Raw genomic sequence first — 20,239 nt, 5'->3', positions numbered from 1 at the left:
GTCCACGAAACGGAATTTGCCAGGGACTCGGTTTTTGCCTATCACCACAGCTATCTGCCCGATTACGTCGAGGAAAAGACCCAGGGGCGGATTGCTGCCGAGCAGGTCGAGCGGTTCTTGCTGGCGGACGTGCGGGCGGGCGTGGCGGCGCGGCTGCTGGCGCTGAGCGGAAACACCTGCGGCGTGGTGGATGCCGAAACCCAGGACGACTTGAACCGCTTTGCGGCAGATGTGCTGGCGGCTGCCTCCCAGGGCAAACGCTTCCTGTTTCGCAGCGCGGCCAGTTTGCTGACGGCCCTGGCCAACCTGCCGCCCCAGCCCGTTGCCCCAGCAGACATGGCAACCTACGTGCGCGACGGCAAACCTGGCGCAATCATCGTTGGCTCCCATGTGAAAAAAACGACAGAGCAGCTTGAGGTGTTGCTGCAAGCGCCGGGTGTTGTGCCCGTCGAGGTGGATGTCGCCAAGTTATTGCCCGATTCCCCGATGTCCCGCGACGTGCTGCTGGCCAACCTGCTGCACCAGGTTCACGCGGCCCACACAGCCGGACAGACCCCCGTTGTGTTCACCAGTCGCCAAGAGTTGACCTTCGCCGACGCGCAGACCCGGCTAGACTTTGGCATGGCAGTGTCGCGGCTGCTGATGGACATTGTGCGGGGGCTGCCCGCCGACGTGGGCTTCTTGATCAGCAAGGGCGGCATCACCTCCAACGACACGCTGAGCGACGGCCTTGCCCTCACCAGCGCCCGCCTCCTAGGCCAGATTCTCCCCGGTGTGTCCGTAGTTCGCACCCCGCCCGATCATCCCCAGTTTCCCAATCTGCCCGTGGTGCTGTTTCCCGGCAACGTGGGCGATCGCACGTCTGTCGCCCAAGCCTATCAGCGGCTATCTCAAGCCTCCTGAGTGCCACACTCTGCTGAGTGCCACGATGAATCAACGTGCTGGAAGCCCTCCAACCGCCTGACGAGTTACCCAAAATCGCAAATCCAAAATCGCAAATCCAAAATCGCAAATCCAAAATCCAAAATCACAAATCCAAAATCCAAAATCACAAATCCAAAATCCAAAATCACAAATCCAAAATAGATGGACGCTCCCAAAATTCTCATTGGCATAGGCGGCGGCATTGCAGCCTACAAGGTGTGCGAGGTGGTGTCCACGCTGGCAAAATCTGGCGCGGCGGTGCGCGTGGTGCTGACGGACGGCGCACAGCAGTTTGTGACACCGCTTACTTTTGCAACCCTGGCCCGGGCGACCCCTGCATATCGAACTGGGCGAATGGGCCGATGTGATGCTGATTGCGCCGCTGACGGCCAACACGCTGGGCAAGCTGGCCTACGGACTGGCGGACAATTTGCTCACCAACACGGTGCTGGCCTCGACCTGTCCCGTGCTGCTGGCTCCGGCAATGAATACCGACATGTGGGAGCAGCCGTCTGTGCAGCGCAACTGGCGATTGGTGCAGGAAGACTCACGATTTCACACGGCGGGGCCACGGGCAGGACGACTGGCGTGCGATCGCCTGGGTGCGGGGCGCATGGCGGAACCCCCCGATCTGGTCGCTCAGTTGGAATCACTGCGGCATACCCAGGGACAGCGCGACCTAGCAGGCAAGCAGGTGCTAATCAACACAGGCGGCACGCGGGAATTTCTTGATCCGGTGCGGTTTATCGGCAATCCTTCGACGGGGAAAATGGGGCTAGCGCTGGCCCAGGCGGCTCAGCATCGGGGCGCAACAGTGACGCTGGTTCACGGGCCCATGAGCGCGGATCTGTTGAAGCTAGACGCGGGCGATCGCCGCATTGCCGTCACCAGCGCCGCCGAAATGCACCAGGTCATGCTGCAAGAACTGCCCACCGCCGACTGGATTCTGCTGTCTGCTGCCGTTGCCGATGTGCAGCCCGCCACCACCCATCCCCACAAACTGCCCAAAGCCGACTTGCCCGCTGCCCTGCCCCTGGTTCCCGCGCCCGACATCGCCGCCGATCTGGGCCAGCGCAAACAGCCCCACCAGCGATTGATTGGGTTCGCCGCGCAAACGGGTGACATCGTAACCCCAGCGGTCGAAAAAATGGAGCGCAAGCGGCTAGATGCGATCGCCGCTAACCCCATCGATCTGCCAGATAGCGGCTTTGGCAGCGACCACAATCAGGCCGTGTTTCTGGATAAAACGGGCAGAAAAAGGGCGATCGCCCCATGCAGCAAGCTCCAGATGGCGCATCGGCTCTACGACTTTGTGCAAAGCATGGAGTAACCAAATGATGGGTTGACGAAACGGCAGACGAGAAACGCCAACTCGCCCATCCCGTCCAGCGCTATCGCCTCATTCCAGCCCCATAACAGTTCCACAGCAGTCCCATAAATGAGACATAAATGAGAAACGAGTGGCAGCAGTATGAAATCTGAGAAGTGACCGCTTACCCGCCTCTTGGTTTTTGCAACCCGTTTAGAAATGACAGCTTAGAAATGACAGCCCATTCGCGTTAGCGCTGAAACTTTGGTCAACTTGTCTGTCGCAAGCCCTTCTAGCTCGTGCAGTTCCAGCCAACCCTCTTGAACCAACTGGGCAAACACAAAAATCAACACTGAATACCGATAGTCATACTTCCCTTCCAGAGCGTGTCGCCGCGCACTGAGGAAGTCATGAAGCGTCCACAGGTCATCCACTTCGCCAACCCCGTGGGCCCTCTCCCGCACTTCCTTCACCAACGCCTGAATCTCACGCTCATAGGCTCGCTCGAAGGCTGCCCGCGCTATTTCTTTCTCCGCCTTAGACCATTGGATATCAGTAGCTTGCATCTTAAAAGCCAAACCCCCCGCAGCAGCCAGAACCTATGCAGCAGTTCTTAACGCGACACATATCATAATGTAAACCTATGATACGTATAATCTCATAATTCTCAGAATTCGGGGAGGCAGTTTGCCAAAATTTCACCCATTAGGGAGGGTCAGCATTTTTCTCTAAAGCTTGGCAACTGATACCACGGAACCCTGGGAAACCGATGATGGCGTGGGTGATACTGCCCAAAGTGATAGCAAGTGAAAAACGACCAGAGCCATTGCCCCCACTGAGTTTGTGAAGGATTGAGAGTGCGATCGCCCGGCCGCAGCAACTCCAGCACTTGAGGCCCCAGACCGCCACGATGGGGAAGATAGGTGCCAAACACAAACAGTTGCACCGAACTCAGCACAAACGGCAGCAGCACGAACAGGACGACCCGGCTCCAAGCCATCGGAACCACCTGGCTCATCCCCCACAGCAGCAGTCCCCAGCCGCCCAGCAGTCCCAAAATCGACGAAACCGCGATATATTCCCGAATAAATTTCACATACCAGCAGAAGGGATGGGTGTGCGTACCGTCATGAAAGTCAGGATCGCGTGTTTGTTCGGGATAGCAATGATGCTGATGATGATTTGCACAGCAGCTTGAGTAGGAAATAGCGGCGTATAACCCAACGGCGATCGCCCCTATCCAGTGATTGATGCGTCGGTGATTGGGCAGCAGATTCTGATGCATGGCATCGTGGCCAATTACAAACAGACCCGTGTGCAAAAACGTGCGAAGGAGAACTGCGAAAATAACGCCGGGAACCGAAAAACTGGCAGAGTCTACTGATAGAAACAAAAGCAAACTGACGACCCAGCCTGCGAAAATCACAGCCGTAAGAAATATCCCAGTCACAGTGCCTATCTACCCTAAAAATCGCCCATACTGAAAAGCGCCCTCTGTCAAAGAGAGCGCATTAAAAATCGCAGACTCAGAGCTGTTTAATGATGCCCATCCACTAGATGCATCCCGCTTTTGCAACCCTCGCCCTAAATCCTTCTCCCGCCTTAGGAGAGAGACTTCCAATCCGGCTGCCCTTATTCCAAAAAGGGAGAAGGGGCTGGGGGATGAGAGCAAACTTGCAGAATTGGGCTGCGCTCTATTCACTCAAGGCAAACTAACCCTGTTCCAGGAAACCATTTCACCTAGATAGAATCATCGAGCGAGATTGAGCAACTCTTTTGGAGAAGCCAAAAGATCGATCGCCACGAAGAAAATCTTGTTTTCAGGATTCAGCAAAAAGCGCCATGCAATATTCATACCGACGCTCGCACCAAACCAAGGCGTTTGCACTTTGCCCGTCACTTTGACCTGGGTATAGCCGTCTTCGGCAGGTTCAGAAATGCCCCGCTCTGGCATCAGAACCAGGTTTTGGCATTCTTCTCGAAAGAACCGCAGAATTGCATCTCGGCCTACAATCGGACGCTGGAATGGCGGCTGCAACGCACCATCGGGAACAAACAGCGCAATCAGCGATCCAAAATCATTCGCATTCAGGTTGTCCATGTAAGCAAGAACGGTCGGATTGTCAACGCCCTCAATGCTGACTTTGGTGCGTTGAGATGCTGCTTTGGGAACCTCTAGGGGTTCGGCAACCCGCTCGTACTCTCCCAATTTATTGGGATCAAAGCCCATATCCACCACTGCATTTCGCAGAATGGTAATTTGCTGTCCCGAATCGAGTTCTCGTAGCGTTTGCAGCACTGCTGATGCGTTAGCCGACAACTCATAATTAGGCGGAATCGGGGCAACCACGCCCTGCTCCATCCACTCACCCAACTGATACCAGAAACCCAGCTTGATGTTGGGCGACCAGGATGCATAGGTGCGGCAGATTGGCGTATCTGCATGATTCGCCAGATCAAACATCACCTGAGTTTGCTCTGCAAAACTCATCTGGCGAATCTCATTCAGGGTTGGTTCTGCAAACTGCATCCGGGCAGCCCCAGGAGCCGCAACGGTGACGGTTTTTCCCATTTCCAAATAGGCAAACCAGATCCAGGCAAGCTGGTCTTCGGTGCTGAGCTGATTGAATCGGGCAATGGTTGCCGGAACGACATCAGCGGCCAGGGTATTTGAGAAGATCCCACGAGCGGAATCAATTGTGAATGGCATATTCAGTCCACCTTCATACTTGATTAAAAATCTCCGAAGGATACAGAATCTGAAGCCTTCAAAGAGGACAGGCAAACTCTAAGATGACCCTCGACTGATAGTTTGAGTCAGCTTATTTTGCCTATCAGCGTATCTGAAGTGATGTGTTGGCTTAGGTGAGGTGCTGAATTACAAACACGACACCCATCACGTCTACTCTTAAGCCTACAGAAACATGGGGACAAAATGCAAACCACGAAGAAACCCTAAAAGCTTTTGATAAACTCTAGGGTTTCCATACTGTTTCCTCAAGGTTGAGCCATTTTTATTTGCCCATAAAGGTGGAATTTGGTGTTCAGTTTTCTTGACTTTTGGAGTGTTTTAGACAGAGCTATTGAAAACAGTTCTGACCAGATTTTTTAGCAGCGAGATTAGGCCGTTTTGAGGCGATCGCCCCGTCCAAATTCCTGAAGCTGGTGCATGTGGTGGCAGAGGTGCCAGCAGTACGCTTCGGGCAGGCGACAGGTCACGGCTCCGCGCAGCACCACATTAAAGTACCAGTCGTTGGGGGCTTTTTCTTCGGGCAGCTTGTGCAGCGCGGTGTAGGTGCGAACGTTGTCGTAGGTGCGCCCGTTGGCCTGCACGGTGATGATTTCGTGGCGATAGCTAACTTCGCGGGCATCGAGGCGATCGCTCAACCGCAGCGGCAGCCGATACAGCACGCCTTCGACCGACGACTGCTCATCGGGTACAACATCCAGCACGCCGCAGTCGCGAAACTTGGAATAGCAGAAAAAGCCTAGTCGATAGCCCCGCAACGTGGCATGACCCATGACGTAGGCGTGCGTCGGCTCACCAAGCGATCGCTTCAAGTCCACCGGACACATGCAAGAGCCGTAGGCAAAGTATAGAAATGAGGGTTCAACGGACTCAGGGGCAAGATGAAGTGGGCGATCGGCAAGGTTCATAGCACTCTTGAACGGAAATGAAGTCTCTAATGAAGTCTCTACTGTCCGGCAGTCCCCCTTTCTTAAGGCACTGACATACTTGAGACAGCAAATTCACTGCCCTCATCCCCCAACCCCTTCTCCCAAGCGGCGAGAAGAGGAGTCAGATATGGGGTTGAAGTCCCTCTCCCGCTCTGGGAGAGGGATTTAGGGTGAGGGCTGAAATTGCTGCGTGAAGCATATTAGTGCCTTTATTAAGGGAACTTCAGGGAGATTGGTTCGGCTGCAAGGCGCTCAAAGCGTCCTCACTTTAGATTTCTGACCTTCGCAGGACTTACGCACTTGCGATAGGGTTTCTGGGTTTTGGACGATTTCTCGCGGGCTGCGCCCGCGAGAAATCGTCTAACTGCGTAAGTCCTATTCGTTAAAGTGAGAGTTTACTAAATCGCCGCGCAGTTCGCAGAAACCTGGTTGACATTTTCCCTCCCAATTCTCCAGAATACCGGGAAGCCCGCCGAATTGTCCATAAACCCGACCGAAAAACCGTAGTTTTAATCTCACCTAAACCTGAGCAATCCTGGCGAAGTGTTTCAGTGAAGTGTTCCAGTGAGGAAATAATACCGACTGAACACGGCGCTGCCAAGTAACGAGTCATGCAGGATGCCTGGTTTCGCTGAGTTGAGCCGTTGGGCGATCGCCCTGATGCCCATGCAGCCTGACCCAAAAAGCTGGGCATTCTGTAGAAGGAAGCGTGTTTTACTCTGACTGATTGACCGTGACTAATTGACCGTGACTGATTACAACCAAGGAGGCTTGCAGATGAAAGAACAAAACCCAGCGGCCGCGCTGCTCTCAGCAATCCACTTTGCGGCAAATAAGCACCGCGATCAGCGCCGTAAAGACGTGGACACTTCGCCCTACATCAACCACCCGATCGAAGTGGCAGAAATTTTGGCACGGGTTGGCGGCGTGAGCGACGTAATTACCCTGCAAGCAGCAATCCTGCACGATACGCTGGAAGATACTGAAACCACACCAGCAGAACTGGACGCAGCCTTTGGCGTAGAAGTGCGGCAGGTCGTGGAAGAAGTGACCGATGACCGACAACTGCCCAAGCCGGAACGCAAACAGCGCCAGATTGAACACGCGCCCCACCTTTCCGAGCGGGCCAAGCAGGTCAAGATTGCCGACAAAATCTCCAACGTCCGCTCTGTCACCGAAACACCGCCAACCCATTGGACGCTGGAACGACGACTGGAATATCTAGACTGGACAGAAAAAATCATCAACGGGCTGCGAGGCGATAACCCAACACTAGAAGCGTATTACGATCAGCTTTTGTCCACTGGACGAGCTAAGATAAAGCCTTAGATTACTAGCTCACTAACTTACTCACTGAGGGAGCGATCGCCCCTATTTCTCGGCGATCGCCCCTGCTTCCCTCAGAACGGACATCCTTGGGCGATCGCCCACTTAACCTAAAAGCTGACAGAATCGGAGCGCTGACGGCTAACCTCGACGTTTTGCAGCAGTTGTGCGGCCACAGCACTCATGCCTCAAATCAATCAAATCAAATAGCCAATCGCCCACTGCCAGAGCGCGTAGCCCGTGCGGCTGAGGTGAATGCCGTCGGTGGTCAGGTCGCGGCGCAAAATGCCCGAAGGCTCCTCGGCAAAGAAGCGCTGGAGATCAACATAGGCGACCTGTTGCTGGCGGGCGATCGCCTCCAGGTTTTGGTTTAGCGCAAAGATTCGCTCCGGCGGCAGGGCAGGCAGCCGCGTCGGCAAGATGGAATAAATCCAAATGCGGGCCTGGGGGTGCGTCTGGCGCAGGTCTTGCATAATTTGGCTAAGGTTATTCAACACCTCGGCATTGGACGCGCCGCGCCGCAGATCGTTGATGCCGACCATCACATGAATATCTGCTGGGCGCGTGTCTTGAAACAGCGACAGCCGCCGCAGCACGCCCGCCGTGGTGTCGCCCGAAATGCCCTGATTCAGCCAGAAGCGATCGCGGCTGAGTTGCTCCACGGGAAACCACTGGCTAATGGAATCGCCCACCAGCACCGACAGTCGGTTGCTGCCCTGGCCCGCGGCCATCGCCCGCGCTTCGTAGCCCAGCAGAGTCACCCACTGTTCATAGGTTGGCTGTTCGGTCGCGTTGATCCACTGCTCTGCAAAACTGTCGGCCGCAATGCGCGTGTAGGTTCGCCCCTGCCGCAGCGCCGCCCACCGCTGCTGATACTGCTGGGCCCCGCTTTGGGGACGGATGCGGCTCGTCGGCACAACGTCTGTCAGTGTTGGGGCTGTCAATGTTGGGGCTGTCGGTGTTGGCGCAGGCGCAGGGGATGACGCAACGGCAACCTGTACGGGCGATCGCCCTGCTGTCCTGCTCCGAACGGCGCTGGCTTGGGGTGGGCGGGCTTGAGACCTATCGCTCTGGGCAGCAGCGTTCTGAGCAGCGGTTTGCAGCGTGTTGAACCTGGGCGCTTGGGTAGAAGGCTGTGCAGTAACAGGCTGTGCAGTAACAGGCTGTGCGGTAACAGGCTGTGCGGTAACAGGCTGCGCCTGGGCTGTCCGCTGGAGCCGGGGCAGGCGCGGGACTTGGAGCGATCGCCGTCTGCCCGTCCAGGCTCCCCCCGTTTCAGTAGGCCGCAGGTTTTCCGCCGAGGCCCGCTGCGAAGGCTGGCTAAATTCTGGCTGCACCACCTGATCTGTCGCAGCCTGAACGGGAACAGCAGCGGCTTTTGCGTCGGGCACTCCTGCCGCATCAGCAGGCGGCGGCAGCACGGGCAGCAGATTTGCAGTGGGCAGCGATCCCGCATTTGCTCGACTCAGTAGCCCCGCCGCCAGCAACAGCAACTCACTCATGGCTCAATCATCCTGCACAGTACCTTTTTTCTACTTGCAGGCGATCGCCCGCCCATCAGGAGAATTTAGCCAGAATTTAGCCAGAGCTTAGCTACAAATTGGCTGCAAATCTGAAGAATTTAGCCAGAGTTTAGCCAGAGCTTAGCTACAAATTGGCTGCAAATCTGAAACTCCAGCCTGAAAAATCTCCAGCACTGAGTTTCCCAGCCCTGATTGCCCAGAGCCAGAGATCAGGGCTGATGTAGGGCTGATATAGAACTGATGCAGGACTGATGTAGGGCCGCGATTTGCGTTACAGCACGTCGCGTCCTAGATAAGGTTGCAGCGCTTCGGGAATGGCAACGGTTCCATCCGGCTGCTGATAGTTTTCCAGAATGGCAGCCATGGTGCGCCCCACGGCAAGCCCAGAGCCGTTCAGCGTGTGGAGAAACTGGGTTCCCTTCTTACCGGCTTCTTTGAACCGGAGGCTGGCACGACGAGCCTGAAAATCGGTGCAGTTTGAGCAGCTTGAGATTTCCCGATATTTGCCCTGGCTGGGCAGCCACACTTCCAGATCGTAGGTTTTTACCGAGGCAAAGCCCAGATCGCCTGTGCAGAGGGCAATCACGCGATAGGGCAGCTTCAGCGCTTGCAGCACCCCCTCCGCCGCCTGGGTGAGGCTCTCCAGTTCATCCATCGAGGTATCTGGATGCACAAACTTGAACATTTCCACCTTGTTGAACTGGTGCAGGCGGATTAGCCCCCGTGTATCTCGCCCGTAGCTGCCTGCCTCGCGTCGGAAGCAGGGCGTGTAGGCACAGTGATAAATCGGCAGCGCGTCGGCTTCTAGGATTTCGTCGCGATAGAGGCTGGTGATCGGGACTTCGGCGGTGGGGGTGAGCCAGAGATCGTCGCGATCGCACTTAAAGCTTTCATCCGCAAACTTCGGCAGTTGCCCCGAAGCCGTCAGCGAGGCCGTGTTAATCAAAATCGGCGGCAGCACCTCCACAAAGCCCGCTTGGGTGTGGCGATCGAGCATGAACTGGATCAGCGCCCGCTCCAGCGCTGCGCCCGCTCCCAACAGCGTCACAAAGCGGCTCTGGGCAATTTTCACCGATCGCTCAAAGTTGAGAATTCCCAGCGTTTCGCCAATTTCATAGTGCGGCAGAATATTGGGATTGGTGGGAATATATTCCTCTCCCCAGCGGCGAATTTCGACGTTCTCGTCTTCGCTTTTGCCAATGGGGGTTTCCTCGCTAGGCAGATTGGGAAACGTGAGCAAGAGCGCTTGCAATTGTTCTTTAATCTCCTTCTCTTTCGGCTCCAGATCGCTCAGTTGCGCCTTGATCTGGTTGCCTTCTTCCTTGAGCGCCAGCACTTCGGCATCATCAGGCTTGGCTCCCGATTTCATCTTTTGCCCGACTCGCTTGCCGATTTCGTTGCTGCGGGCCTGAAGCTGCGATCGCCCCACTTCTAGCTCGCGCTGCTGCTGGTCTAGCGCCAAAATTGGTTTCAGGTCATACCCGCCGCCCCGCAGATCCAGCTTTGCCTGCACCTGCTCCGGATTCTCCCGAATTTGCTTGATATCCAGCACCGTTTTTCCCCGCCGTATTTTTTACTTGCTGTGGCATTTCACAGGATACAAGGATTGTGGGAGCAGCGTCACGGGGGGACGGCGTGTGGGGGCGATCGCCCACACGCAAGAGCAACTCCAGCAAGTGCAGCAGCAAGCCGAAGCCGAACGCGAACGGGCCGAAAAACTGGCAGAGCGCCTGCGATCGCTCGGCATTGACCCCAACGCTCTCTAGTCTCCAATCTTCCATCTTCCATCTTCAGCACTATCCCTCTGGCGGCGTAAGTTGCCGAATCGCCCGCGCCAAGTCGCCTGGCGTACCGACATCCAGATAGGAACCGTCGGGAAAGGCTTCTGCTTCCACTCGCAATCCTGCATTGATTCCAGCCTGGATTACATCGCCGATGGGAACTTCTGTTTCGGGAATGGGGCCGCTGACGAACTCGTGCAAAAACTCGGTAAAGCGGGGCGACCAAACGGCGATCGCCCACATATAGGTCAAGTCCGTCTGCTGCGGTTTTTCAACAATTCGCTGCACACGCCCGATTTCATCAAACTGCACCATGCCCGCTTTGCGAAAGTTTTTGGTCGGAAATAGCCCCAGCACCACATCCGCGCCCCCTCGCGCCAGCCGTTCTAGCAATGCGGCGTAGGCGTTTTCCGGCTGAAACAGGATGTCGGGAAACCCAATCGCCACGGTCGCCCCCTGCAAAAACGGGTAGGCCTGATCCAGCGTGTAGGGCACGCCGTAGGGCACCTGCACCGTCAGATAGCCCAGACGCATCTGCACCAGTGCGCCGTCGCCATAGTAGGCGGGAATATCCCACTTGCCCGGCCGCAAGATAAAAAAGGCTTTGGCAATCCCCGCCCGCTGCATTTTCTCCAGCAGATAGTGGCTGACGACTTTGGGAACAGTGCGCCCATCGGTACTTGTGCGAAAGCCCAAAGGGTAAAGCTCTTTACTCAGCGGCAGGGGCGAAAGCCGGGTCGCCTGTCCGCCAGCAGGCAGCAATCCGATGACATTGGACATAGGAATTCATGGAATTCATCGAACTCATCACAGTACGGCAAGCCAGAGTACGGCAAGTCAGAAACAGGATGGACTGAGCGCAGAAACCTCCTGTGTAAGGATACTGAGCTTTTTCAGTACTTTTTCCAGTCCGCAGAAATGTCATGAAATTTTTATGAGATTTTTATATTTCCTTTAAGTTTCTGGGAAAGCTAAAAGCAGCTTTTTGCCAAAACGCTTGATTTGGCGAGCCTTTGACAGCCCTCGAAACCGGATGCGAAAACTGGGCGATCGCCCCTCATAGAGCGCTGAACCGGGGGTTTGATTCCGCATTTTCCGCAGCGATTTAGGAGCGAAATGGCACGACACACCGCCGATGGACTTCCAGATTCGGTTTTTGCGACTTGCAGACCGAATTCAGTCCAGCGGTTGAACGCTGGAACCATTGGGTGATCCCATCGGGGGATGGCGAAACCTTTGTAAATTTATGACCCTAAATATAGTTACTTTTGTTGAGTTTCCATGAAGACGCAAGCAGGGTTCTCCACAGAACATGGGATTGGGGATGTTGCCAACCGGATTGTGGCGACGGGCAAAATCACCCGTGAAGACGAGCAAAAGCTGCATCAGGTGATGATGTCGGATCTGTATCTGGGCATGGAAGATCTCCGTCATATCCGCATCGTGTTGGATCGCCTGCAAATGGGCTTGCTCCGGGTCGCCGATTAAAAGCCGACTAGCGAGTAGAGGATACGCACAGCAGGCGATCTACAAGTGAGCGATGGGTGAGCGATGGGTGAGCGATGGGTGAGCTAGGAAAGATGCGCTAGGAGATCACAAGCTTGATACTGGAGGGTCGGAGGTGAGTCACACTCCGGACCCTCTTTCAATGAGGTTCCTGTGGGTCACGAGCGCAGTTCTGAAACCGATCGTGTTTTGTAGCCTTGCTTTTGAGATGGCGATCGCCCCCTCCGTACAATCCCAAAGCAGTGCAATCCCAAAGCAGTGCAATCCCAAAGCAGTGCAATCCCAAAGCAGAAATCCCTCTCAGACAGGGTAAATTCATGTTTTGCCCTGATAACGACAGGATGTTAGCTCAGATGGAGGGGTGGGCATTCTCAAGTAGCGCTCTTAAAGATTGCTTCAAACTTCGCCTCTCACCTGACCCAATCATCCAAACGTATGACCAACCTGCTGCATACGCTTTTCGGTTCGCAGGGCTATATTCCCCACGGGCACTGTTATCTGTGGCAACCCTGGCTGGTGTGGTTACATGTTGCGTCGAATGCGGCGATCGCCCTGGCTTATTTCTCGATTCCCGCCTTGCTCCTTTACTTCATCGCCAAGCGCAGAGATGTTCCGTTTAACTGGATGTTTGTGTTGTTTGGAGCGTTCATCATCGCTTGCGGCATAGGACATCTGATGGATATCTGGACGATTTGGCATCCAAACTACTGGCTGTCGGGTGTGGTGAAAGCGTTCACGGCTATCATTTCGATTTATACGGCGATAGAGCTAGTGCCGCTGATTCCTCAGGCGTTGGCGCTGCCCAGTCCAGCCAAGCTAGAGGCGGCAAATCGAGAGCTAGAACGGGCGCTGCGAGAGCTTCAGAGTACCCAGTCGCGCCTCATCCAGGCGGAAAAGCTTTCTAACCTCGGCCAGCTTGTGTCGGGCATTGCTCACGAAATCAACAATCCCGTTAATTTTATCTACGGCAATATCAATCACGTCAGCAGCTATACACAGGAATTGCTCAATTTGCTGTCGCTGTATCGAGAAACGGTTCCCCAGCCTGCGCCCGCTGTGGCAGAGGTCTTAGCCGAGAGCGATCTGGAGTTTATCGAGGGCGACCTGCCCAAGACCCTTTCCTCGATGCAGATTGGCGCAGACCGGATTCGCCAGATTGTGCTGTCGCTGCGGAACTTTTCTCGCGTAGACGAAGCGGAAATGAAGCCCGTGAATCTTCACGACGGCATCGACAGTACGCTGATGATCTTGCAGCATCGCCTCAAGCCAAAGGGCGATCGCCCCTGCATTCAGGTGGTGCGCGAGTATGGCGATCTGCCCAAAGTGGAATGCTATGCAGGACAGCTCAATCAAGTGTTTATGAACATCTTGAGCAACGCAATCGACGCGCTAGAAGAAGCCTGTGAGACGCATCAAGCCAATCAATCAAGCACGCTAGAGCGAACGCTTCAAGACAAAGCACCTGTCATCAAGATCTGCACACGCCTGATTGAACCGGACAATGCCGCGAAGCAGGTTGAAATCTGCATTGCGGACAATGGCCCCGGCATTCCCAAAGCAGTGCAAGCCCAAATTTATGAAGCGTTTTATACCACCAAGCCGCTCGGCAAAGGAACCGGACTAGGGTTGGCCATTAGCCATCAAATCGTCACAGAAAAACATCGTGGGCAACTGATTTGCCAGTCCGACACAGGGCAGGGCACGACTTTCTTAATTCAGATTCCGCTCAGACAGTCATTCGCTACCCCAGAGTCAACGCCCACCGCAGCGAGAAATCCCTAACCGCTATACAATGCCAAATGTTGAGCAGAGAACCGTTTGGCTATGACGCAGGCTCCAATGACACAGGCTCCGATTCCGGTCGTGGTAAACGGCGCAACGGGCAAGATGGGGCGCGAAACCATCAAGGCGATCGCCGCCAGCAAAGACATGACCCTGGTGGGGGCGCTGGCCCGCAACCCAGACCGGATTGGGCAGGACGTGGGCGAGGTGGCAGGCTGCGGCCCGCTGGAGGTGCCAATTCTCAACGATATGCAGGGGACGCTGGCGCTGGCATCGCAGGAAAAGCAGCCCGCTGTGATGGTGGATTTTACCCATCCTGACGTAGTGTATGAAAATGCGCGGGCGGCGATCGCCTACGGGGTGCGTCCGGTGATTGGCACGACGGGGCTGAGTGTGGAGCAACTTAACGATCTGGCAGACTTTGCCGACAAAGCCAGCATCGGCTGTCTGGTGATTCCCAATTTCTCGATTGGGGTGGTGCTGATGCAGCAGGCGGCCGTGCAGGCATCGCGCTATTTCGACCATGTGGAAATTATCGAGCTGCATCACAACCAAAAAGCCGACGCGCCCAGCGGCACAGCGATTCAAACGGCGCAGCTCTTAGCAGAATTTGGCAAAGCCTTTAATCCGCCGACCGTTGATGAAACCGAGAAACTGCCCGGCGCACGCGGCAGTCAAACCGAAGACGGCATCCGCATCCACAGCGTCCGGCTCCCCGGTTTAATTGCCCATCAAGAAGTCATCTTTGGCGCACCCGGCCAGCTTTATACCCTGCGCCACGACACGAGCGATCGCGCGTCCTATATGCCCGGTGTGCTGCTCTGCATCCGCAAGGTGCTGGAGTTGAAGTCGCTGGTCTATGGGCTAGAAAAGGTGCTGTAGCAATGCAAAGGGCGATCGCACTGGGCATAGCAGCAAAATCGGCAACGCTATGGTTCCTCGTCAAACACGGGCGACCAGAGTTCGGCGATCGCCACCGACCATCCCGGCAGCAAATCTGGCAGCGTCAGCACATCTCCGTTTCGCAGGGTGATCGGCTCCTTGCCAGGCTGAAACACCCTCACCGTCGAGTCTTCAGGGTTAATCAAAATTCCAACCTGCGTTCCCTGGGCCAAAAAATTTGCAATTTTACGTTCCAACTCTTCCACCGTATCGCTGGGTGGCTTGACCTCTACCATTAGGTCAGGGGCAACCGGGGCAAAGTTGCGCGGGGCGCGGCGCAGTCGCTCAGCCCTGACAAACGACACATCCGGGGCGCGGGTGTTGGAATCGGGCAGCGTAAACCCAGCGCTAGAACCCGTCACCCGACCTAGGCGCTTTGGCTCTACCCAATCTGCCAGACGACGACCAAACCGAAAGGCGACTTCATCCGACTCATAGCCCGACGGACTCATAACCGTAATCTTCCCGTCTACAAGCTCCATCCGATAGTCGCTGCCTAGTTTGGCTTGCAAGGCTTCCAGGTCTTTCACCGTCAGAGACATCGGCAACTCCTTGGCGTTCAGCGAGTTCCAGGCTCGTCTTCATTCTACATAAGCGACCGTCACGCCAGAGCCGCCGTCTGCCTGCTCTGCCGCCTCAAAGCGCGATACCTGGGGATGCTCTTTCAGAAATGCATGAACCCCCTGCCGCAGCTTGCCCGTGCCGTGGCCGTGGATAATCCACAGGGGGCCCGGCTGGGCGCTGGCGATCGCCCGTTCTAGCTCAATCTCTGCATCTGCCACCCGGCTGCCCCGCAGGTCGAGGGTGTTCTTTGACGTGCGAATCGCGGGGGCTTCGGGCGGCTTTTCCTCCGCAGATTTCTCTGAGGGGCGCTTCTTTTCTGCGCTCTGGCCCTTGGCGGCCGACCCCTGCTCCCTGGCGGGCAGTTCTGCTTTTTCCCCTTGCAGCGACTCCACATCCGCCAGAGAAACGGTCATCTTCATCAGCCCAAAGCGGACGGTGAATTCGCCGCTGTCGTCGGGATGGGTCAGCACTTCGGCAACCTGGCCCAACCGGGGAATGCGGACGCGATCGCCCACCTTGGGGCGAAACCCAGGCTTCGGCTTGGGCGGGGCCTGACGCGAGGGCAAGTGACGCTCGGCCAGTTCGTTCAGGGCTTCGGTGGCCTGCTGGGCGGTTTGGGCCGTTTCGGGGCCGCGCTGGAGCTGGCGAATTACCCTAGCGATTTCAGCTTTAGCCTGGGCGATCGCCGCCTGCACTGCCTCTTCCTGCTGCTGTTGCAGTTCCCGTTCGCGCTGCCGCAGCGTCTCCGCCCGCCGCAAGATCTCTTGGTGCAGCCGCTCGGTTTCCCGAATCAGTTGCTCTGCGGATTGAGTCTTTTCCTCCTGCTGGCGGCGCTGCTGCTCCAGTCCGGCAATCACGCGGTTTACGTCGCTCTCAGAGCCTGCGCCGATCTGCGCCCGGGCCGCCTCCACGATTGCCGGGTTGAGGCCGAGCCGCTGGGCGATCGCCAGCGCGTTTGAACGACCGGGAATGCCCCACAGTAGCCGATAGGTGGGGGATAGCGTCACATCGTCAAATTCCACCGAGGCATTCTCGAAGCGCTCGTCTTGATACTTCAGCGCCTTCAGTTCGCCGTAGTGGGTCGTGGCAACGGTTAAGGCGGCGTGATCGGCTAAGTAGCGGAGGAGGGCGATCGCCAGCGCGCTGCCTTCTGAGGGGTCAGTCCCTGCACCCACTTCGTCGAGGAGGACGAGGGAGGGCGTTGGGGCATGGGGGAACGGCTCGTCCTCACTCAACGGCGTTATCCCACCATCGCTCTCCGCCTCATCCTGCTGCAACGCCGCCAGAATCCGCCCAATCCGACGAATGTGTCCAGAAAAGGTCGAAAGGCTCTGCTGAAGCGATTGCTCGTCGCCGATGTCGGCCAAGACTTGGTGAAACCAGGGCAATTCCACGGGTTCGCGGGCAGGAACGAATAGCCCCACCTTTGCCATCAGCGCCGCCAGTCCGAGCGTTTTCAGCGTCACGGTTTTGCCGCCCGTGTTGGGGCCGGTGATGGCAACGACGCGGATCTGGGGCTGGATGACCAGATCGATCGGCACGACGGCCGGCCCCTGCTCGTGCTGATGCTGCCAGATGAGGAGCGGGTGGCGGAGTTGGCGGAGGGTAATTGGGGCAACCACAGACACAGAGCCGTTGGCGGAGGCCCCAGATTCCTGACTCCCAAATTCCACAAAACGCGGGGGATTTGCGCCGAGCCAGAGGGAATAGCGGGCGCGGGCGGTGGCCAGGTCAAGGGTAGTGGCGATCGCCAGCAGTCTTTCTAAATCTTCGTGAACGTCTGCAACCTGTTCGCTGAGGGCGCGGCGGACGGCTTCTTCTTCCACCCGCTCTTGCTTTAGCAATTGCCGAAGCTGGTTGCCGTGGCTGACGATGGCGTTTGGCTCTACATAGAGCGTTGCGCCGCTGGTGGAGGTGTCGTGGACGATGCCGGGGATGATGTCCTTGTGGGAGGATTTGACGGGCAGCACAAAGCGATCGCCCCGCTGAGTAATCAGCGCTTCCTGCACAGCGTTGCCGTGGCGCTGCAAAATGCCTTGCAAGATTTGATAAATGCGATCGCGCTGCTGCTTAAGCTGCTCGCGGATGCCGCCCAATCTGGCACTGGCGCGGTCCATAACCCGGCCGCGCTCGTCGATGCAGCGGTGAATGTCCTGCTCCAGTTCGGGATAGGTGCGGAGGTCTGCAACCAGGGCATTGAGCGTGGTCAGGTCGGGATATTGGTCAATCGTGCGGCGGAGGGTGCGTGCGCCAGAAAGCGTGGTGGCGATCGCCAGCAAGTCGTCTCCGCTCAAGATGCCTTGCAGTGCGGCCCGCTCCAGCGCGTCCCCAATGTCCTGAATGCCCTCAAAGCTGAGCGAAACTGGCAGCGTGGTTTCAAGCTGATAGACCTCGCGGGTTTGCGCCAGCAGCGCCTCGCTCTCGACCAGAGTATTGGGAATTCGCAGATCTTGCGCGACTCTCGCGCCCAACTTCGTCGCAGCAAAGGTGGCGAGATGCTGGCACAGACGCGGCCATTCCAACAGATTGAGGGTTTCAGCTTGGATCAATTGCGGCTCAGGGCTGGAGACTATTCCCAATTATCAAGGATCTAGAGCGTGTCAGCAATTTCGCCCAACGGAGCCAGGCCAATTCTCCCAACGGGTACTCCGAATGCAACAGGTAAATACCTCTAACACCGGGTTCAAGCACTGGGAAAGTAATGCCGCAGCACCGCTTCGTAGGCTTCATTCACCCGCTGGGCCAGTTCCTTGCTGCCCCCCGTGTCGGGGTGTGCCGTTTTCATCGCCTGTTTGTAGGCGCGTTTGAGCGATTCGGGGGTGAGCGGCGTAAACGGGCCCAGATTCAGCAGCGCCAAATAGTCAGGAATCGTGTTGCCAGGGCGCTTGGCATAGTTGGGACCATAGCTCGAACCGGCCGAGTGTTGCCCCGCCGACTGTTTTTCTCGCAACAGCCACTCGACCACGGTATCGAGGGCGGCGATCGCCTCTGGTTCCCAGCCAAACAAGTGAAACACATCGGGGAAGCGGGCGGCTTTTTTGCGGAGGCGCTGCAATGCGGGCAGCCAGGACTGCTGGGGGTGTGTCGCCGTTTGCCAGAGCGCATCGTAGGCGCTGAATCCGCCCAGCTTGTAGATGTAATAGCGATCGCCCGTGCGTGCATCAACATGACAGCCAAACTGCTGCAACACGTCCGCCCCGGCATAGCCAATGCCCTCCTCACCGTGGATCATCTGGTGCAGTTGTGCCAACACGGGATGCAGCCGCCGGGCCCAGTCCAACTCGCACAGCGCCACCCAATCCGGCGTGTGGAACAGGGGCGTTTCGGCATTGGCTTCGCGGTGGCTAGCGCTGTATTGCTCATAGTCGCCCACCGTGCCCCAGGTCGCCTGGATGCGCTGCTGCCAGTCTGCCTCGGTCTGCGGGTCGGCCAACTCTTCGGGCAGGTCAAGCTGGGCTTGAATCTGTTCAAGCTGCGTCTGGATCTGGTCGAGCCGTTGCCCAATATGGCGCGTGGTGGCGGCCATCTGGCTGGTCAGCATCTGGGCAAAGCTGGCTGCCTGGGCCTCCAGCAGTTTTTGAATTTGCGGGGCAGAAAGTCCGGCGGCGGAACCGTTTGAAGCGCTGTTTGAAGCGCTATTTGCAGCGCTATTTGCAGCGCTATTTGAAGCGCTGTTTGAAACACTGTCTGCGACGCTGCCTGCCCGCTCCCGCAAGCGACTTTCTACCGCCCGCTGATGTTCGGTTAATTCCACCAAAATATCGCTGAGGGCCTGCACCTGCCGTTCCAGGTCATCGGAGGCTGCTCCCGATCGGGGGCGATCGCCCTTTCCTACACTGGCTTGTGCGGGGTTATCAGTCACACTTCCCAGCGGCAGCGGCAACTGCGACTCGCGGCGGCTAGCAGACGGGTTGCCATAGAGCAGGCGATCGCCCCCCTCCGGCTTGTAAATCAGCAGGTCGGCTGCCTCGTCTAGCCTTCCGCCGCTAAAGACCAGCGTGATGCTTCCTGGCGCATAGCCCACCTTGCCGCTATGCCAATCGTCCAACAGCGGCGCACAGTAGGACGAGACGGGAAACTCCGTCGGCTGCGTCACCACTCGCGCCCCAGTTTTGGTCGCCCGCAAATAGCGCCCCGCCAGATCGGCGATCGCCCCTTCCAGATGCTCGGATTTAATCGCGGTCGTCACCCGCAGCGATTTAGGATTCATGCTTTGAATCTTAGCGAGTGTCAGGTTTTTAGGTTTCTAGGAGGCGGCTTTCGGGCTTCAGGCGGCAAACGGACTCACTCTTTAGCGCCTGGATCGCGGGCCGCTGATCCCGGTTCCACCAAATTGTAGTTAAACGTGAGGTTGACGCGGATGCGATCGCGCGTGGCGGTGGCAGGAAACGGCTCAAACGGGGCGGACTGCTGCACAGCGGCGATCGCAGCAGCATCGGCATCGGCAAAGCCAGAGGGTTCCGCAAGCTGCAAGTCGAGCAGGTTGCCTGCGCGATCTAGGGTGAGCCGAACAATCACGCGGTAGGGGCGATCGATGGGCACTTGCTGCCAAACTTCCTGCACATCCCGATTGAGTTGGTTAACGTACTCGCCCCACACAGGGTCGCGCTGGGCGGAGAGTCCCGGCGGATTGGCAAGCGGATTGGCCGCCGTCGTGCGGTCTGGGTTAGCGATGCCGTCTAGTCCCTGACCTGGTGGGGGCGGTGCAGCCGCAGGGTTGCCAGCAACGACCACTTCTGGCAAGGGCTGGGGCGGCTGAGGCGAGACAGGCGAAAAGTCTGGCGGGGGCGGCAGTGCGGCTTCCCAGAGCGGCTGGGGTGGCGGCAATGGCGGCCGGGCCAGGGGCGAGGGAATCGGTTCTGGCGGCGCAAAGGGAGCCGGACTCAGCGCGGGCAAACCGTTGG

The 20,239-nt window shown here is 57.1% G+C and carries 17 protein-coding genes and 1 pseudogene; 7 read left to right on the top strand and 11 right to left on the bottom strand.

Annotated elements, in window-relative coordinates; all coding sequences use genetic code 11:
- Together IGS51_RS07975 and coaBC are read left to right on the top strand one after the other, a co-directional pair.
- On the top strand, positions 1-903 hold a 903-nt coding region (locus IGS51_RS07975), incomplete at its 5' end, for a nucleotide-binding domain containing protein (RefSeq protein ID WP_297077836.1).
- A gap of 183 nt (positions 904-1,086) precedes the next feature.
- A pseudogene (coaBC, locus tag IGS51_RS07970) lies at positions 1,087-2,254 on the top strand (bifunctional phosphopantothenoylcysteine decarboxylase/phosphopantothenate--cysteine ligase CoaBC).
- A gap of 206 nt (positions 2,255-2,460) precedes the next feature.
- On the opposite strand, the gene IGS51_RS07965 reads toward coaBC, so the two are convergent.
- The 4 genes from IGS51_RS07965 to IGS51_RS07950 form a co-directional block, all read right to left on the bottom strand.
- A complete protein-coding gene (locus IGS51_RS07965; protein WP_068516360.1) occupies positions 2,461-2,799 on the bottom strand; it encodes a hypothetical protein in 339 nt (112 codons plus the stop codon).
- A 149-nt stretch (positions 2,800-2,948) separates the two neighbouring features.
- The gene (locus IGS51_RS07960) at positions 2,949-3,683 is read right to left on the bottom strand and encodes a fatty acid desaturase (protein ID WP_297077833.1); all 735 of its coding nucleotides are present in this window, start codon (positions 3,681-3,683) and stop codon (positions 2,949-2,951) included.
- Positions 3,684-3,983: 300 nt separating this feature from the next.
- Positions 3,984-4,943, bottom strand: a complete 960-nt coding sequence (locus IGS51_RS07955) for an orange carotenoid-binding protein (protein ID WP_297077831.1) — start codon at positions 4,941-4,943, stop codon at positions 3,984-3,986.
- A gap of 410 nt (positions 4,944-5,353) precedes the next feature.
- The gene (locus tag IGS51_RS07950; RefSeq protein ID WP_172358510.1) at positions 5,354-5,890 is read right to left on the bottom strand and encodes a gamma-glutamylcyclotransferase; all 537 of its coding nucleotides are present in this window, start codon (positions 5,888-5,890) and stop codon (positions 5,354-5,356) included.
- A gap of 798 nt (positions 5,891-6,688) precedes the next feature.
- On the opposite strand from IGS51_RS07950, the gene IGS51_RS07945 reads away from it, so the two are divergent.
- On the top strand, positions 6,689-7,240 hold the full coding sequence (locus tag IGS51_RS07945) for an HD domain-containing protein (RefSeq protein WP_297077829.1): 552 nt from the start codon (positions 6,689-6,691) through the stop codon (positions 7,238-7,240).
- 194 nt (positions 7,241-7,434) lie between these two features.
- On the opposite strand, the gene IGS51_RS07940 is transcribed toward IGS51_RS07945, so the two are convergent.
- Together IGS51_RS07940 and serS are read right to left on the bottom strand one after the other, a co-directional pair.
- Entirely contained in the window at positions 7,435-8,739 is a 1,305-nt protein-coding gene (locus tag IGS51_RS07940; RefSeq protein ID WP_297077826.1) for a GDSL-type esterase/lipase family protein, read from the bottom strand.
- A 292-nt stretch (positions 8,740-9,031) separates the two neighbouring features.
- Positions 9,032-10,312, bottom strand: a complete 1,281-nt coding sequence (serS, locus tag IGS51_RS07935; RefSeq protein ID WP_297077824.1) for a serine--tRNA ligase — start codon at positions 10,310-10,312, stop codon at positions 9,032-9,034.
- Between serS and IGS51_RS07930 the strand changes: the two genes are divergently transcribed.
- The gene (locus tag IGS51_RS07930) at positions 10,299-10,526 is read left to right on the top strand and encodes a hypothetical protein (RefSeq protein ID WP_297077822.1); all 228 of its coding nucleotides are present in this window, start codon (positions 10,299-10,301) and stop codon (positions 10,524-10,526) included. The genes serS and IGS51_RS07930 overlap by 14 nt on opposite strands.
- 30 nt (positions 10,527-10,556) lie before the next feature.
- On the opposite strand, the gene IGS51_RS07925 is transcribed toward IGS51_RS07930, so the two are convergent.
- Entirely contained in the window at positions 10,557-11,321 is a 765-nt protein-coding gene (locus IGS51_RS07925) for a sugar phosphate nucleotidyltransferase (RefSeq protein WP_297077820.1), read from the bottom strand.
- Positions 11,322-11,822: 501 nt separating this feature from the next.
- On the opposite strand from IGS51_RS07925, the gene IGS51_RS07920 reads away from it, so the two are divergent.
- The 3 genes from IGS51_RS07920 to dapB all read left to right on the top strand — a co-directional run bounded on the left by IGS51_RS07920 (position 11,823) and on the right by dapB (position 14,711).
- The gene (locus IGS51_RS07920) at positions 11,823-12,029 is read left to right on the top strand and encodes a hypothetical protein (protein WP_297077818.1); all 207 of its coding nucleotides are present in this window, start codon (positions 11,823-11,825) and stop codon (positions 12,027-12,029) included.
- Between the two features lie 453 nt (positions 12,030-12,482).
- Complete coding sequence (locus IGS51_RS07915) at positions 12,483-13,829, top strand: ATP-binding protein (protein WP_297077815.1); 1,347 nt, start codon at positions 12,483-12,485, stop codon at positions 13,827-13,829.
- A 42-nt stretch (positions 13,830-13,871) separates the two neighbouring features.
- A complete protein-coding gene (gene dapB / locus IGS51_RS07910) occupies positions 13,872-14,711 on the top strand; it encodes a 4-hydroxy-tetrahydrodipicolinate reductase (RefSeq protein ID WP_225906799.1) in 840 nt (279 codons plus the stop codon).
- A 47-nt stretch (positions 14,712-14,758) separates the two neighbouring features.
- On the opposite strand, the gene IGS51_RS07905 is transcribed toward dapB, so the two are convergent.
- The 4 genes from IGS51_RS07905 to IGS51_RS07890 form a co-directional block, all read right to left on the bottom strand.
- Positions 14,759-15,313 (bottom strand): Uma2 family endonuclease, encoded by a 555-nt coding sequence (locus tag IGS51_RS07905; protein WP_297077810.1) that lies wholly within the window; start codon positions 15,311-15,313, stop codon positions 14,759-14,761.
- A 39-nt stretch (positions 15,314-15,352) separates the two neighbouring features.
- Complete coding sequence (locus IGS51_RS07900; RefSeq protein ID WP_297077808.1) at positions 15,353-17,884, bottom strand: endonuclease MutS2; 2,532 nt, start codon at positions 17,882-17,884, stop codon at positions 15,353-15,355.
- A 134-nt stretch (positions 17,885-18,018) separates the two neighbouring features.
- Positions 18,019-19,545, bottom strand: coding sequence for a hypothetical protein (locus IGS51_RS07895; protein ID WP_297077805.1), 1,527 nt, complete (start codon positions 19,543-19,545; stop codon positions 18,019-18,021).
- 74 nt (positions 19,546-19,619) lie between these two features.
- Positions 19,620-20,239 (bottom strand): TonB family protein (locus IGS51_RS07890; RefSeq protein ID WP_297077803.1); only part of this gene is annotated, 620 nt, incomplete at its 5' end.

Source organism: Thermoleptolyngbya sp. M55_K2018_002, assembly GCF_015295965.1.
Classification (GTDB): Bacteria; Cyanobacteriota; Cyanobacteriia; order Elainellales; family Elainellaceae; genus Thermoleptolyngbya; species Thermoleptolyngbya sichuanensis.
This window is presented reverse-complemented; position numbering and strand designations above follow the sequence as displayed.